Source organism: Pseudomonas sp. Bc-h (assembly GCF_002080045.1).
In the GTDB taxonomy this organism is placed as follows: Bacteria; Pseudomonadota; Gammaproteobacteria; order Pseudomonadales; family Pseudomonadaceae; genus Aquipseudomonas.
In genome coordinates, this window is record NZ_MUIN01000001.1 from 51,468 (window position 1) to 67,215 (window position 15,748).

General features: G+C 60.1%; 14 protein-coding genes. 9 read left to right on the plus strand and 5 right to left on the minus strand.

Features of this window, described 5'->3' with window-relative positions; all coding sequences use genetic code 11:
- Positions 1-42: 42 nt before the first annotated feature.
- Entirely contained in the window at positions 43-2,442 is a 2,400-nt protein-coding gene (locus BWR59_RS00270) for a penicillin acylase family protein (protein WP_081563650.1), read from the minus strand.
- A 152-nt stretch (positions 2,443-2,594) separates the two neighbouring features.
- Here BWR59_RS00270 and BWR59_RS00275 point away from each other — a divergent pair, with 152 nt between their 5' ends.
- On the plus strand, positions 2,595-3,509 hold the full coding sequence (locus BWR59_RS00275; RefSeq protein WP_081563651.1) for a ParB/Srx family N-terminal domain-containing protein: 915 nt from the start codon (positions 2,595-2,597) through the stop codon (positions 3,507-3,509).
- 107 nt (positions 3,510-3,616) lie between these two features.
- Here the strand turns inward: BWR59_RS00275 and BWR59_RS00280 are convergent, their stop codons facing one another.
- Complete coding sequence (locus tag BWR59_RS00280) at positions 3,617-4,198, minus strand: DUF6436 domain-containing protein (protein ID WP_081563652.1); 582 nt, start codon at positions 4,196-4,198, stop codon at positions 3,617-3,619.
- Positions 4,199-4,306: 108 nt separating this feature from the next.
- Here BWR59_RS00280 and BWR59_RS00285 point away from each other — a divergent pair, with 108 nt between their 5' ends.
- Positions 4,307-5,248: an alpha/beta hydrolase gene (locus tag BWR59_RS00285; protein WP_081563653.1), complete on the plus strand. Its 942-nt coding sequence runs from the start codon at positions 4,307-4,309 to the stop codon at positions 5,246-5,248.
- A 105-nt stretch (positions 5,249-5,353) separates the two neighbouring features.
- Here BWR59_RS00285 and BWR59_RS00290 read toward each other — a convergent pair whose 3' ends face one another.
- On the minus strand, positions 5,354-6,094 hold the full coding sequence (locus BWR59_RS00290; protein ID WP_081563654.1) for a DUF2059 domain-containing protein: 741 nt from the start codon (positions 6,092-6,094) through the stop codon (positions 5,354-5,356).
- Between the two features lie 195 nt (positions 6,095-6,289).
- Between BWR59_RS00290 and BWR59_RS00295 the strand changes: the two genes are divergently transcribed.
- Together BWR59_RS00295 and BWR59_RS00300 are read left to right on the plus strand one after the other, a co-directional pair.
- Positions 6,290-6,928 carry a 2OG-Fe(II) oxygenase gene (locus BWR59_RS00295; RefSeq protein ID WP_081563986.1) on the plus strand — a complete coding sequence of 213 codons (639 nt, stop codon included), beginning with the start codon at positions 6,290-6,292 and terminating at the stop codon, positions 6,926-6,928.
- 169 nt (positions 6,929-7,097) lie between these two features.
- Complete coding sequence (locus tag BWR59_RS00300; RefSeq protein WP_081563655.1) at positions 7,098-7,535, plus strand: DUF4399 domain-containing protein; 438 nt, start codon at positions 7,098-7,100, stop codon at positions 7,533-7,535.
- A gap of 66 nt (positions 7,536-7,601) precedes the next feature.
- On the opposite strand, the gene serA is transcribed toward BWR59_RS00300, so the two are convergent.
- Positions 7,602-8,831, minus strand: coding sequence for a phosphoglycerate dehydrogenase (gene serA / locus BWR59_RS00305; RefSeq protein ID WP_081563656.1), 1,230 nt, complete (start codon positions 8,829-8,831; stop codon positions 7,602-7,604).
- A gap of 199 nt (positions 8,832-9,030) precedes the next feature.
- On the opposite strand from serA, the gene BWR59_RS00310 reads away from it, so the two are divergent.
- The 4 genes from BWR59_RS00310 to BWR59_RS00325 all read left to right on the plus strand — a co-directional run bounded on the left by BWR59_RS00310 (position 9,031) and on the right by BWR59_RS00325 (position 13,378).
- A complete protein-coding gene (locus BWR59_RS00310; protein ID WP_081563657.1) occupies positions 9,031-10,425 on the plus strand; it encodes an FAD-binding oxidoreductase in 1,395 nt (464 codons plus the stop codon).
- 64 nt (positions 10,426-10,489) lie between these two features.
- Positions 10,490-11,155 (plus strand): fumarylacetoacetate hydrolase family protein, encoded by a 666-nt coding sequence (locus tag BWR59_RS00315; RefSeq protein ID WP_081563658.1) that lies wholly within the window; start codon positions 10,490-10,492, stop codon positions 11,153-11,155.
- Between the two features lie 185 nt (positions 11,156-11,340).
- The gene (locus BWR59_RS00320) at positions 11,341-12,261 is read left to right on the plus strand and encodes an SdiA-regulated domain-containing protein (protein WP_081563659.1); all 921 of its coding nucleotides are present in this window, start codon (positions 11,341-11,343) and stop codon (positions 12,259-12,261) included.
- A gap of 205 nt (positions 12,262-12,466) precedes the next feature.
- Positions 12,467-13,378, plus strand: a complete 912-nt coding sequence (locus BWR59_RS00325; RefSeq protein WP_081563660.1) for an SdiA-regulated domain-containing protein — start codon at positions 12,467-12,469, stop codon at positions 13,376-13,378.
- A 168-nt stretch (positions 13,379-13,546) separates the two neighbouring features.
- On the opposite strand, the gene rpiA is transcribed toward BWR59_RS00325, so the two are convergent.
- Positions 13,547-14,218 (minus strand): ribose-5-phosphate isomerase RpiA, encoded by a 672-nt coding sequence (rpiA, locus tag BWR59_RS00330; RefSeq protein ID WP_081563661.1) that lies wholly within the window; start codon positions 14,216-14,218, stop codon positions 13,547-13,549.
- A 146-nt stretch (positions 14,219-14,364) separates the two neighbouring features.
- Here rpiA and ilvA point away from each other — a divergent pair, with 146 nt between their 5' ends.
- A complete protein-coding gene (gene ilvA / locus BWR59_RS00335; RefSeq protein WP_081563662.1) occupies positions 14,365-15,648 on the plus strand; it encodes a threonine ammonia-lyase, biosynthetic in 1,284 nt (427 codons plus the stop codon).
- Positions 15,649-15,748 lie beyond the last annotated feature (100 nt).

The window sequence follows — 15,748 nt, forward strand, 5'->3', positions numbered from 1 at the left end:
ACATTCCCACGCTCCGCGTGGGAATGATCAAGCAAGCCTTGATCAGTGAGCTGGCACCAGCCTCAACACGTCCTTGCTGTTCCCCGCCACATCCCCCTCGCTGAACCGCTCCGGCGTGTACTGCCCGCTGACATAGGCCTTGGCCTGATCGGCGTAGTGTTTGTCGAACAACACCCCACTTTGCCCGACCGGATTGATCCCCAGCGCATGTGCAGGATCGGCGAAGTCGATCAGCCGGCGCGTCGACGGGCCATAGGTCACAGGCCATGGAGCGGTGGTAATGCTCGCCGACAGATTATTCGGCACCTCGTGGGTGCCCGGCGCGGCAAACGGGCCGACATTGAACAGCATATCCAGCGGCGGCTGACGGCCCAGCGGATGCTCGTGAGTCAGCGTATGCGCCTTGCCCCAGGCCCACTCGTCTGGATTCACTCCGTATAACGACTTCAAGTGCGAAATCGCCGCATGCCAGGCGACCTTCACGGTGTTATCGCGGCTCTCCGGCTCCGGGGAGTTGCGATTGTTCCACCACGGTGAATTCGCGTCCGCCGCCAGGCGCGGCAAGGCCATGTCGATGACCCGCGTCGATAGCAGCGTTGCGAACAAGCCGTCGCCCAGCTCATCCCGGAAAGTCTGGTCGCAGAGGTGGTAGATGAACTGGTTGAACAGCGTCGCGCCGACTGAATCCACCGGGTAGTCGCCTTTCCATTTGGCAAGGCGCTCGATCAGATCATGCTCCTCGGGGTCACTGATCACTCGGCGCAACTCGGGAATCAAAGGTTTGAGAATCTGAGCGGCATAGTCGGTCTGCGTGCCCAACTGCAACGCCTGGCTGTTCTCCAGGTTCCACTTCACAGAATCGTCGCTCAATTGCTTGTTCAGCCGGCGACCACGTTCGGCGAGGTTGTAGTAGCCCGGAATTTCCATCCCGGTTGGCGACACTGGCTGGAAGTTGGCCGAGACGATGTACCCGCGTGCCGGGTTCTCCTCCTGGGGGTTGGCGCTGAAGGGGTAGAAACCGTTCTTGTCAGCCTGATCGGTACTGCCTTCGAGCAGAAAAGTCGGGTTCACGCCCGCCGGACGCTTGGGCAACTGCGCAGCTGCCCACCAGCCGATGTCGCCCTTGGCATTGGCGTAGACCACGTTCAAACCGGGGGACTGAATCTTCTCGGCGGCGCTGCGCATCTTTTCCAGCGTATCGGCGCGGTTGGCCTCATAGAAACCCTGCAGAATCGGGTTCTCTGACTCAAGGAACGACCACCACATGGCGACCGGCGTATCAGCGTGATCCTGAATGCCGCTGGCACTCAGCACGTCATTGACGATCGGGCCGTGGGGCGACTGGCGCAAGGTGAAGGTGATCGGTGATTCGCCTTTGACCTTGATCTGCTCGGGGCGTGACGTGATGTCTGACCAAGCGCCGTGGTACCAGACCTGATTGGGGTTGTCGGGGTTGACCTTCTCGGCGATCAGATCGACGTCGTCGTTCTGGAACATGGTCAGGCTCCAGCCGAAATCCATGTTATGGCCGAGCAGAGCGAACGGGTTGAGTGCCTGAAAGTGGCCATACAGCTCGAAACCGGGTGCCGACAGCTGCGCCTCGTACCAGACCGCAGGCACCGAGAACCGGATGTGCGGGTCGCCTGCCAGCAAGGGTTTGCCGCTTTGCGTGCGACTGCCCGACACCGCCCACGCATTGCTGCCCTCGAACTGAGGCAGACCCGCGTCTTCCAGCGCCTGCTGGCTGAGCTGTGCCAGATCGCTCAGGCCTTTCCAGTCCTTGCTGCTCAGCGCGGGCGTTTGCCCCAGTGCGCCTTGTGGCTGCCAATCGAGGTCGAAAACTTTCAGGTACTCCGGCCCCAGTTGGTCGCGTACGTACGTCAGCAGAGGTTCGGTACGAAACGCAGCGGCGAAGCTGTAAGCCAGATAGCCGCCAATGCTGAGGGTGTCTTCAGCGGTGAACGGGCGTTTGTCGATCCCCAGCACGTCAAACTCGACGGGCTTGGGGTGAGTGGCCTGAAACTGGTTCACGCCGTCCAAATAGGCTTGCAGGGCTTTCCAGGCGGGGGTGTTCTTGTCCTGCCGGGCGACGTACTCGTCGGCATGCTCGCGAATGCGCAGGCTGCGGAACAGCTTGTCGGTCGTCACCAGCTTGGGCCCAAGGACTTCAGCCAGCTCCCCACGCGCCAGTCTGCGCAGGATCTCCATCTGGAACAGCCGATCCTGAGCGTGCACGTAGCCGAGGGCGCGATACAGGTCGTCCTGATTCCCGGCCTTTATATGCGGCACGCCACGCTCGTCGTAACGCACGCTAACCGGGGCCTTGAGGCTGTTCAGGGCCAGTTCGCCGCTGCGCACAGGCTGCTTGCTGTGGATATACCAGGCACCGCCGCCAGCGATCAGAACGACCAGCACAGCGGTGACCCAAAGGCTGCGTTTCATCCAGAGGGGCTCGGAAGATAATTGAGAAGTCCGAAAGGCTACAGATTTGTCCTGAGGCTGGGTAGCTGGCTGTTTGATCCGGCAGCAGGTTCGAAGTCGTGCCAGTGGGATATTGCGTTAAGCTCAACCTCAGGTCATCCGGAGCCTTGAACATGCGAATTCAATCCCGCAGCCTTGCGCTATTGCTGATGCTTTTATGCACGCAAGCGATGGCTTTCACCGGCCCCAAGCCCGGCGACATCATCGAAGTCACCCTTGAGCAGGTCCATCCGACCCAGGCGGTAATCGGCTTTGATCAGGTGTATTACAAGCTCGAGCGCTTCGCCAAGGATCGCCAGAAGCTGTTCGATGAGATCTGCGAAAGCAACGGTCAGGACGAGGCCAGACCGATCAGTGACAGCGCCGACCCGCTAAAGCCGGAAACCTTCAGCTGCAAGGACGAGGCAAACGCGCATCCGCAAGAGATGAAAACGGTGGTAGTCGGCCCGGGCGGCCAGTTCTACCTCACGGACGGCCATCACACCTTCACCACGTTGTGGGAGCAGCCAGGCGCGGGACCGCAGATGAAGATGAAGGTGCGCATCACCGATGACTTCAGCGACAGCGCTGACCTGCCGACCTTCTGGGCGCGCATGGAGAAGGCGCACAAGGTCTGGCTCAAGGACGGCAACGGGCAGGGGCTCTCGCCCGAGCAATTGCCCGCCCATGTCGGCTTGAAGTCGATGCAGAACGACATCCTGCGCAGCATCGTCTATTTCGTTCGAGGCGCGGCCTACGACAAACCCAAGGCTGGGGATGTGTCACCGGAGTTTCTTGAGTTTTACTGGGCGGACTGGCTGCGTGACCGGCTGAAATTAGCGGATTTCAACCTAAGTGAGCGCAGCGGTTATCACCAGGCGCTGCAGGCGGCGAGCGAGTTGATGGTCAAGTCACCGTCGAGCAAAGCGATTGGCGGCGGCATGACGGCGAAACAGCTGGGCGGTTTCAAATCGGTCAAACGCAAGACCCTCACCAAGACCGCGAGCGAGAAGCTGCCGTACGTGATCGATTACAAGGACACCCATTAGTCATCTTGAACATCAGTAGCAGTCCGGCTTGCCGGCGGTGGCGTCCCACATATCGCGACCGCCGGCAAACGGAGCGCCGCCCGGACTGACTGCTACAGCAATTGGTCTCACGGAGCCCACGAGCAATAACAACCGACAGCCATCGTATGTGTTGCGCTGACCGGCCGGTCGGCCTTGAGCGCCAGCAGGATGGGCTCGATGAAGCTGTTCTGTGAGTTGCACACCAGCCCTTCGCTGTAAGGCCCGAAATACGCGAGGTTGCCCTGACGATCCCAGATCGCCACAGCGGGGCTTGAGGTGATTTTGTCGGCACCCGGCAGGCTGTCCAAGGGCCTGATTGCACTCAGCGTAGAGGGCAGCTGTCCCTGGGTACCGGATTTGCGCACAGCGTAGAAATCCACGCCGCTGGCGCCCGCAAAATGCTCCACCAGTTCGGTCAGGTGTTGCTGATTACCGACGTTGCAGGGGCAGGCGGGGTCCCAGAAGTGCACGACCCGGATACGCCCCGGCCCCGCGAGTTCTGCCGGGAGGTTCAGCACGTCACCTGCAAACAGCGCGGTTTTGTCACTGAACGCGCGGACGTATCGCCCCTCAAACCACCGATAGCCAGCCCATAACCCGGCCGCGCAGATGAGCAAGGCCAGCGCAATGAAAAACGTGCTTCCTGGAGTTCGTGAACGAGCGGTCATGGGGTGGCTTCGATTTGGGTGACGTAGCTTGCCACGCCTGAGAGGACAGAAGAAACTCACAGGCAGTCGTCACTTTTTGTTTGCTGTTTTTCTTGAGCTGGAATGCCGATGTCCAACACGTTCGACCCGGATCACCTGAGAGCCGGGCTACAACCGCTCAATGCCCGGCTGGCGCCGTCCGACGAAGCCCGGGCCTACCAGCGTTTCTACAATCTTGTGGGGCTGGGCCGCGAAGGGCGGGTCGGCAGCCAACTGGGGCGTTTCGAGATTGGCGGCTATGAGATCGTCACTCAACTCTGGATGCCCGAGCAGCCTGTGGCGACGCTGGTGCTGGTCCACGGGTTCTATGACCACATGGGGCTGTATCGGCATGTCATCGAGTGGGCGCTGGAGCTCGGATTCGCGGTGATTTCCTGCGACCTTCCGGGGCATGGCCTGTCCAGCGGGACGCGGGCAAGCATTACCGACTTTTCTGAGTATCAGGTGGTGCTCGACCGGTTGTTCGTCGAAGCCGAAATGCTTCAATTGCCCAAACCCTGGCACCTGTGTGGTCAGAGTACGGGCGGTGCCATCGTCATCGATCACTTGCTCAATCATGGCGATGAAAGCCCGGCGCAAGGGCAGTCCATTCTCCTCGCGCCTTTAGTGCGGCCCCGTGGCTGGGCGTGGTCCAAGGTCAGCTATTACCTGCTGCGGGCGTTCGTCAAAGGCATAGATCGGCGTTTCAGCGAAAACTCCAACGCCCCCGCGTTTCTGCCCTTTCTGATGGCCGACCCGCTGCAGCCGCGGCGTTTACCCACGGTCTGGGTAGGTGCGCTGGCGAAGTGGATCGAGCGAATCGAGAACGCCCCTCGTAGCCCGCGCAGCCCTTTGATCGTGCAGGGCGAGTCTGACATGACCGTGGACTGGAGCCACAATCTGGCGGTGCTCAACGACAAGTTCGACCACCCGCAGATCTTCATGCTGCACGAAGCGCGACATCATCTGGCGAATGAACTGCCGGAATTGCGCGAACGATTTTTCGGGTTTTTGACGCAGCGGATGGGGTGATGTTTCCGGTAGCGGTCCGGCTTGCCGGGAAGTGGCGATTTCGATGACGCCACCGCCGGCAAGCCGAACTGATACACGAGTAGGGGCAATCTGGGAGGCTGTGGGTTATTTCAGACTCTGCCCAACCGCCAGCCCCGCACGAATCGCCGCCAGCGCAGCCTGGTAATAGGCCTTGCCTTCGCTGGATTCAGCAAAGGTCGAGAATTCTTCCAGCTCCGAGTCGGTCAAGTCGCGGTAGACGTACAGCAGCGTGTTGTTCATGTCGTTGCTGATCTGGCCCATCAGGCGCTGGCGCTGGCCATCGAGCATGGCCTGAGTCGTGCCGCCGCCCATCAATCCCGGAATCATCGAACTGAGGCTGTCGGCGGCCACGCCTGCAATGGCAAGGCTCACTTCGGCGCCAGCTTCCTTGGCAGGCAGCGCGTTGGCGAGGTGGCCGATCATAAGCAGGCGATCGTCGCTGACCTGCATCTTCGGCAAACCTTGGGCGTTCTTTGCGAGTTGATCGGGGCGGGTAGCCGTCAGTTCTGCATTGACGATCTTGCGGCCCAGTGGCGACTGGAAGAATTGCAGCGCGGGGGTCGGGTCCTGCAATGTCTGTCGTAATTTCTGCTCTGCGCGCTGATCCATGGCTTGCGGGGCGAAGCGCTGATTGCTGTTGCTGACCAGAGCGTCGAAGACGGCGGGTGGCAGGCTGTTCTTGTAGCGCTGTTGTGCAGCTTTGAGAGCGTCGTTGAAATGCGCACGTTGTTCTGGCCAGCCGGCGACCTTGTACAGCTGGTCGTGGCCGTCTGCCCAGGCGGGCATGGTGCAGAACATCAACATCAGGAAAAACAGACGGCGCATTAGAGACTCCTGTCGGCAGGCCGCTATTCTCGGCGGGGCGGCGGGGATTTGTCGAGTTAACAGTTGCCAGACCCCGCGAAAATCCATGGGTTCGGCGGTATTTCGTATAAATCGGTCGCGGCTGTTTAAACCCCGAAAAATAAACTTTCGCCAGCAGACCGCGGGCTCTGTTGGATTGATCGGCGTATGGATACTATGCCGGCCATGCGCATATCCCCCGACGACCCACTGCTGTTACGAATCGTCGACGACCTGGCCGAACATGGCTGGTCGCAGCAGCCCCTCTTTCTTTCAGACAATCTGACCCGCGAGCTGGCCCTTGAATGCCGCAAGCGCGCAGCTGAAGGTGAGCTTGCGCCTGCAGCGGTAGGGCGCGGGCCTGCGCAGGAGGTTCGGGAAGGGATTCGCGGCGATCATATCCAGTGGCTTGAACCCGGGCAGGCCGAGCCTTGCGACCTGTACATGGAGCTGATGGACAGCTTGCGCCAGGCGCTCAATCGCGGATTGTTCATGGGGCTTGAGGACTTCGAAAGTCACTTCGCGCTCTATCCGCCAGGTGCTTTTTATCGCCGCCACGTCGATCGCTTTCGCGATGATGACAAGCGCATGGTCTCTGCGGTGATCTACCTCAACGACGCCTGGCAGCCCGATCACGGCGGCCAGTTGCGCATGTTCTTCAAGGACGGCACCGAGTACGACGTTCAACCCGACGGCGGCTGTCTGGTGGTGTTCCTGTCCGGCGATATGCCCCATGAAGTCCTGCCCGCCACCCGTGAACGCTTGTCGCTCACCGGCTGGTTCCGCCGTCGCGGCAACGAGCCGTTCGAGCTGTAAACGCCCACAAGATGAAATCTTCTACATAAACCCGGCAAGCAGCACATTTGGGTCCGCAGCGGGGCTAAGGTGAACGCTGTGCCAGAGCGTTTATCCTGGGTCCGTGAACCGATACTTCCTGCTCACGGTCCGAGACAGAGCGTTCATAAAACCAAGAACCGGAGAGATCATGAAGACCTTATTTGCAAGAACTGCCCTGGCTGGCCTGCTGCTGGGCTCGACATTCCTGGTGCAGGCCGCCGACGTGCCGCGCACTCCGTCGCCAGCAGGGGCCGAGGTTTACATCATCTCGCCCAAGGACGGCGCCGTCGTCAATGGTGCGTTCAAGGTCCAGTTCGGTCTCAAGGGCATGGGTGTTGCACCAGCAGGGGTCGATGTTCCTGATACCGGCCATCATCACCTCTTGATCGACGTGAAGGATCAGCCGGACATGAACGCGCCGCTGCCGACCACCGACAACATTCGCCACTTCGGCAAGGGCCAGACCGAAACCGAGCTGAACCTGACACCGGGCCAGCACACTTTGCAGCTGTTGGTGGGCGACAAGAACCACGTGCCGCTCAACCCGGTCGTAGAGTCGCAGAAGATCACCATTACAGTGAAGTGACCACAATCCAGGCACAAAAAAAGGAGACCCGAAGGTCTCCTTTTTTCATGGCCCTGAAAAAGCGGCTTAGAACAGAACGCGACTGCGGATGGTGCCTTTGATGTGCTGCAGCTTCTCTTGCGCCAGGTCCGAGTATTCGGCGTCAACGTCGATCACCACGTAACCGACTTTCTCGTTGGTCTGCAGGAACTGACCGGAGATGTTAATGCCGTTTTCCGCGAACACTTTGTTGATCTCGCTCAGCACGCCAGGAATGTTTTCGTGGATGTGCAGCAGGCGGTGCTTGCCAGGGTGAGCCGGCAGGGCCACTTCCGGGAAGTTGACCGAGGACACCGACGTACCGTTGTCGCTGTACTTGACCAGCTTCTCCGCCACTTCCAGACCGATGTTGGCCTGAGCCTCGGCAGTGGAGCCGCCGATGTGCGGGGTCAGGATCACGTTGTCCAGGCCGCGCAGCGGGCTTTCGAACTCGTCGTCGTTGGAGCGAGGCTCGACCGGGAACACGTCGATGGCGGCGCCGATCAGGTGCTTGTCCTTGATCGCGTCGGCCAGAGCGTTGAGCTCGACGACGGTGCCGCGAGCAGCGTTGATCAGGATCGCGCCTTTCTTCATGGCACGGATTTCCTTCTCGCCGATCATCCACTGCGTCGATGGCAGCTCAGGTACGTGCAGAGAGACGATGTCGGCCAGGCCCAGCAGTTCGTTCAGGCTGGTGACCTGGGTCGCGTTGCCCAATGGCAGCTTGGTCAACGGGTCGTAGAAGAACACCTGCATGCCCAGGCTTTCAGCCAGAACCGACAGCTGAGTACCGATCGAGCCGTAGCCGATGATGCCCAGCTTCTTGCCGCGAATTTCGAAGGAGTTGGCAGCGCTCTTGATCCAGCCACCGCGATGGCAGGAAGCGTTCTTTTCCGGGATGCCGCGCAGCAGCAGGATCGCCTCGGCCAGAACCAGTTCCGCCACAGAGCGGGTGTTGGAGTATGGGGCGTTGAACACGGCGATACCGCGCTCGCGAGCGGCGTTCAGGTCAACCTGGTTGGTGCCGATGCAGAAGCAGCCCACTGCGACCAGTTTCTTGGCGCAGTCGAACATTTCTTCGGTGAGTTGGGTGCGGGAGCGGATACCGATGAAGTGAGCGTCGGCAATCTTTTCCTTCAGCTCGGCTTCCGGCAGAGACTTGGTGTGGTACTCGATGCTGGTGTAACCGGCGGCCTTGAGGACGTCGACTGCGGATTGGTGGACGCCTTCGAGAAGAAGGAACTTGATCTTGCTCTTGTCGAGGGAAGTCTTGCTCATCTGCGTAAACCTGTGTCCCGGAGATAAATGGCAGGAATGGACAGCTTGAGCTGGCCTCACGGCGCAACGGCGCCTTCGCAGGTCGGCCTCAGGCACGTCTCTGCGGGGGCGGTATGCTAGCATATGTGCCCCGCTAAATACCCGTTCCTGCGACGTGAAGCTTTCTCAGGATCACCATGAATAGTTCGAGAGTTCGCTGATGATCGATCTTGCCGTAATTGATGCGCTGAAGACCCTGGTTGAGCCTGGCAAAGTCCTGACCGACGCAGATTCCCTTGAAGCCTACGGCAAGGACTGGACCCGCCAATACGCTCCCGCGCCGAGCGCCATTGTCTTCCCGAAAACCATCGAGCAGGTTCAAGCGATGGTGCTGTGGGCCAACGAGCACAAGGTCGCATTGGTGCCGTCAGGCGGTCGAACCGGGCTTTCCGGCGCGGCAGTGGCAATGAACGGCGAAGTGGTCGTGTCGTTCGATTACATGAACCAGATTCTTGAACTCAACGTCACCGACCGCACAGTGCGTTGCCAGCCCGGCGTAATCACCAAGCAGCTGCAGAACTACGCAGAAGAAAACGGCCTCTATTATCCGGTGGATTTCGCATCGTCTGGCTCCAGCCAGATTGGCGGCAACATCGGCACCAATGCCGGCGGGATCAAGGTCATTCGCTACGGCATGACCCGCAACTGGGTCTCGGGCCTGAAAGTCGTGACCGGCAAGGGCGACATCCTCGAACTGAACAAAGACCTGATCAAGAACGCCACAGGCTACGACCTTCGTCAGCTATTCATCGGCGGCGAAGGCACGCTGGGTTTTGTCGTGGAAGCCACGATGCGTCTGGACCGCGCGCCAAAGAACCTGACCTGCATGGTCCTCGGCACCCCGGACTTCGACGCGATCATGCCAGTGCTGCACGCGTTCCACGGCAAGCTGGACCTGACAGCGTTCGAGTTCTTCTCCGACAAGGGGCTGGCCCGCATCATGGCCCGTGGCGACGTGCCCGAGCCGTTCGAAACCAAAACGCCGTTCTATGCTTTGCTGGAATTCGAAGCGAGCAACGAAGAGATCGCCAACGAGGCGCTGGCCACCTTCGAGTATTGCGTGGAGCAGGGTTGGGTCATTGACGGCGTGATGAGCCAGAGCCAGCAGCAGTTGCAGAATCTCTGGAAATTGCGCGAGTACCTCTCGGAAACCATTTCCCACTGGACCCCGTACAAAAACGACATTTCGGTCACCGTGTCGAAGGTCCCGGCGTTCCTCAACGAAATCGACGCAATCGTCAGCGAGCATTACCCGGACTTCGAAGTGGTCTGGTACGGCCACATCGGTGACGGCAACCTGCACCTGAACATCCTCAAGCCGGAAAATCTGGCCAAGGAAGAGTTCTTCGCCAAGTGCGCGACGGTCAACAAGTGGGTATTCGAGATCGTCGAGAAGTACAACGGCTCGATTTCTGCCGAACATGGCGTCGGCCTCGTCAAGCGCGACTACCTTGAGTACAGCCGCTCGCCAGTGGAAATCGAATATATGAAGGCAGTGAAAGCGGTGTTCGACCCGAACGGCATCATGAACCCGGGCAAGATTTTCGCGGTGTAAGCTGCGCTTTGCCCTGCCAGCCATAAAAGCTGAAACCGTACGACCCCAGTATTCAGGAGCGCTCATGAGCTATCAGCACAAGTATGTCGACGGAACCAAGGTTCACTTCCCGCTGGGTAAGGTCGTCTGCATCGGCCGCAACTACGCCGAGCACGCCAAAGAGCTGGATAACCCGGTGCCGACCGAGCCACTGCTGTTTATCAAGCCGGGCAGTTGCGTGGTGGAGATCGAGGGTGGTTTCACCATTCCCCAGGACCGCGGTTCGGTGCATTACGAGGCTGAAATCGTCGTCCTGATCGGCAAGCCATTGAGCAAGAACCCGAGCCGCGAAGAAGTGCTGGACGCCATTTCCGGTTTCGCGCCGGGGCTGGACCTGACGTTGCGTGACGTGCAGTCCAAGCTCAAAGAGAAAGGCCTGCCCTGGGAAATTGCCAAATCGTTCGACGGCGCAGCGGTGATCGCGCCCTTCGTTTCCCCGGACGTTTACCCTGACCTGGCTGACATCTCGATCCGCCTGACCGTCAACGGTGAAGTCCGCCAGGATGGCAATAGCAGCCAGATGCTGAACCCGATCGTGCCGATGATTCAGTACATGGCTTCGCAGTTCTCGCTGCAGGCGGGCGACCTGATCATGACGGGCACGCCAGCGGGCTTCGGGCCGTTCAATGTCGGCGACGAAGTCGTGCTGGAGCTTGCGGGGCAGAGCCGCTTCGAAAGCGACGTACGCTGATCGAAAGCGCTTTCGGCTATCAAGGGCCGCCTGTGATGCTTCTCAGGCGGCCTTTTTTGTTGTGTGCAAACAGGATGTATCGGGAGTGCCCGGGTTGCCGTTTTTTTCACACGCGATCTGGATAATCCCTCGCCGACCGCAGCGCAGTGCCGCTGTGCCAATGGAATTCTTTCAGGACCGCCTCGATGACTGCTGATGCTCCGCAACTGCGCAAACCTAAAAGCCGGCCACGCTTCAGCTGGTCCTGGCTGTTTATCGCCCTGGTGGTGATTTTTGTCGGCCTGTCTTACGCGTGGCATTGGGATGATCGCGGTCTGTTGTGGCTGCGCGAGCAGAGCGCTTCGGCATCCGAGCGTGCGGCCAGCGTCTGGTTGCCGGACTACAAGGTCGATATCGACGGCAAGTCGCTGGTAGGGCTGGAGAAGGACGAGGCGTCGGATCTGTCCTATGACCCGGTCAGCAAAACCCTTTACTCGGTGATGGGCAAGAATGCATTCCTCGCGGAGTTGAGCCTGACAGGCGAAGTGCTGCGCAAGATTCCACTGGTGGGCTGGAGCAACCCGGAAGGCGTGATGGTGTTGGGTAACGGTGTGATTGCGATCGTCGATGAGCGTCAGCACCTGATGACCATGACCACTGTGACCCCGGAAACCAAGACGCTGAACATCGCTGACTTCCCGAAATACGATCTGGGCCCGTCGGTGGATCAGAACAAGGCGTTTGAAGGTGTGACGTGGGACGCGAAGAATCAGCAGATTCTGCTCGGCGAGGAGCGCCCGCCTGCGCTGTTCAGCTGGAAGTCCGACGGCACTGCCGTGCTGAAGGGTGACAAGCAGAAACTGTCTAACGACAACCTGATCATGCGCAATCTGTCGGCGTTGTATTCGGACCAGAAAACCGGGCATCTGCTGGTGCTGTCTGCCGAGTCGCACTTGCTGCTGGAGCTGGACGAGAAGGGCAACAAGGTCAGTTTCATGGCGCTGGTGCGGGGGCTCAACGGCCTGAGCCAGACCATCCCGCGCGCGGAAGGCGTGGCAATGGACGAGCACGGTACGATCTACATGGTCAGCGAGCCGAACCTGTTTTATTCGTTCAAGAAGAAATAAAGACGCCGTCCAGGGCGTACGTCAGACCCTGTAGCCACAAGGCCGGGCGGCGTTCCGGTTGCCGGCGGTGGCGAGTTCAGCGCCGCCGCCGGCAAGCGGTGCTACAAGCCCCGAATGAAAATGCTGATCTTGCCTACTCAGGTTAAGGCTGGTTTCAGACTAGAGTGATATTAAAGCGCCTCCTGTTCGTCATCGAGCTCCACACATGCGTCGTCTTTCCCCCCTTAATAGCGTTCTGCTCACTCTCCTGATTCTGCTGTTGCTGGCTGTTTCGTACCTGGTCACCCGTGAATATAGGGTGATCGAGCGTGTCTGGTTCAACTGGCATGTGTTCTGGCAGGCCAGCGACGCGCAGGCATTGGGGCTCGACGATTACGAAGTGGTGGTTGAAGCCAGGGAGATTGAGGGGCTCCAGGATAATGTTTCAGCCCTGAGCTTCGATCCCCAGCGCAAGACCCTGTTCACCGTGACCAATAAAGACCCCGAGCTTGTGGAGCTGAGCCTGGAAGGGCGGATTCTGCGGCGCATCCCCCTGACCGGGTTTGGCGATGCTGAGGCGGTGGAGTACATCAGCCCTGGCACTTATGTGATCAGCGACGAGTACGACCAGCGTCTGATCAAGGTGCATGTCGACGACGACACGCTGTTTCTCGACTCGGCGGACGCCGAGCAACTGACCTTGGGCATCGACGCTGGCGGTAACAGCGGCTATGAGGGGCTGGCCTATGACAACCAGGGGCGGCGCCTGTTTGTAGCCAAGGAACGTAGGCCGGTGCAGATCATTGAAGTGCGCGGATTCCCTAATCTCGATCCAGGCTCGCCGAACGTCCTCGAAGTGACCTCCAGCAAGCAGCGCGATGCCGGGCTGTTCGTTCGGGATCTTTCCAGTTTGCAGTTCGATGAGCGCAGCGGGCACCTGTTGGCGCTGTCCGACGAGTCGCGGCAGATTCTGGAGCTGGATACCGAGGGCAGGCCGGTGGGCAATGTCTCGCTGAGCAAAGGCAGCATGGGGCTGAGCAAAAGCGTGCCGCAGGCGGAAGGCATTGCGATGGGGGATGACGGGACGTTGTATCTGGTGAGCGAGCCGAATCTGTTTTATGTGTTCAGGAAGAAGTAATCAGGCCCCTCTATTTTCCTGCCTGTACTGAAACCGTGGGAGGGAGCTTGCTCGCGAAGGCATGGGTGCCGACACCCGAACTGTATCGAATGTACCGTCCTCTTCGCGAGCAAGCTCCCTCTCACGAGCGGCGCATTCCAACGGTGCGCCGCGTTGATCGTGATGAGATCAGCGCTTCAGGGTTTTCACGCCTTCCTGAGTTCCCAGCAGCAACAAGTCTGCCGAGCGTGCCGCGAACAGGCCGTTGGTGACCACGCCGACGATGGCGTTGATCTGTGCTTCGAGCTCTACCGGGTTGGTGATGTTCATGTTGTGTACGTCGAGGATGATGTTGCCGTTGTCGGTCAGCACACCTTCGCGATACACCGGGTCGCCGCCCAGCTTCACCAGTTGGCGTGCCACGTGGCTGCGGGCCATCGGGATGACTTCCACCGGCAGCGGGAAAGCGCCCAGAACCGGTACCAGCTTGCTGCCGTCGGCGATACAGATGAAGGTCTTGGCAACAGCAGCCACGATTTTCTCGCGGGTCAGGGCCGCGCCGCCGCCTTTGATCAGGTTCAGGTGCTCGTCGCTCTCGTCGGCGCCGTCGACGTAAAACTCCAGGTCGCTGACCGTGTTCAGCTCGTAAACCGGAATGCCGTGGCCCTTGAGGCGGGCAGCGGTGGCTTCGGAGCTGGCGACCGCGCCGTCGAACGCGCCCTTGTGCTGAGCCAGTGCGTCGATGAAGCAGTTGGCGGTGGAGCCGGTGCCGACACCCACGATGCTTTTATCGTCGAGTTTCGGAAGGATGAAGTCGACGGCTGCCTGAGCAACGGCCTGTTTGAGTTGATCCTGGGTCATGCGGGGCTCCACGGGGGCCAAAGGACACAAAAAGGGCGGGCATTATAACGGCATGCCGTGGTTAAAGCCTGACTCTTGGTGTGGTCGTGCGTCGGGTCGCGGGGTAGACTTCTCGGCCTTGCCCCTTCGCCAGTGATGCTTTCCAGATGCTCGAACAGTACGTCAAGAAAATCCTCACCTCCCGCGTTTACGACGTTGCCGTGGAAACCCCGCTGCATGGCGCTCGCCAACTGTCCGAGCGGCTCGGCAACCAGGTGTTGCTCAAGCGCGAAGACCTGCAACCAGTCTTCTCCTTCAAGATTCGCGGCGCGTACAACAAACTGGCGCAGCTGAGCGCGGAAGAACTGTCGCGGGGCGTGGTCACGGCCTCAGCGGGCAATCACGCCCAAGGCCTGGCGCTGGCGGCGAAAAAACTGGGCAAACTGGACGCGATCTTCGTGCCGGTGGGCGGCGGCGGGCTGATCGCGGGCATTGCGGCGTACGTGAAATACCTGCGCCCGGAGATCAAGGTCATCGGCGTCGAGCCGGACGATTCCAACTGCCTGCAACAGGCCATGGCTTATGGCGAGCGCGTGGTGTTGCAGCAAGTCGGGCTGTTCGCCGACGGCGTGGCGGTGGCGCAGATCGGCCAGCACACCTTCGACATCTGCAAGGATTACGTCGATGAAGTGATCACCGTCAGCACCGACGAAATCTGYGCGGCGATCAAGGACATCTACGACGACACCCGYTCGATCACCGAACCTGCGGGCGCCYTGGGTGCTGCGGGCATCAAGAAGTACGTCGAACAGTACGAGGTCAAGGGCCAGACATTCGTGGCCATCGARTCCGGCGCCAACGTCAACTTCGACCGCCTGCGCCATGTCGCCGAGCGCGCCGAGCTGGGCGAAGGCCGCGAAGCGATCATTGCYGTGACCATTCCCGAGCAGCCGGGCAGCTTCAAGGCGTTCTGCGAAGCCATCGGCAAGCGCCAGATCACSGAATTCAACTACCGCTACCACACCGACCGCGAGGCGCACATCTTCGTCGGCGTGCAGACGCACCCTGAGAACGACCCGCGCAAGGCCCTGATCGCCAGCCTTGGCGCGCAAGGCTTCCCGGTTTTGGACCTGACCGATAACGAACTGGCCAAACTGCACCTGCGGCACATGGTCGGCGGGCATTCGGAGCGGGTCAGCGATGAGGTGGTGTTGCGCTTTGAATTCCCTGAACGGCCAGGCGCGCTGTTCAACTTCCTCAACAAGCTGGGCGGCAAGTGGAATATCTCGATGTTCCACTACCGCAATCATGGTGCGGCGGACGGGCGAGTGGTCGCGGGGCTGGTGGTGCCTGAGGAAGAGCGGCATCTGGTGCCGCAGGCGCTGGCGGAGATCGGTTACCCGTACTGGGACGAGACGAATAACCCGGCATACAGACTGTTTTTGGGCTGAGAACACGATATCGCCGGCAGCGCTGCGTACTTGTGGGAGGGAGCTTGCAGCGCGGTGGCGCCTTGGAAATAGCTACCGCCGGCGAGCCGGACTGCGACAG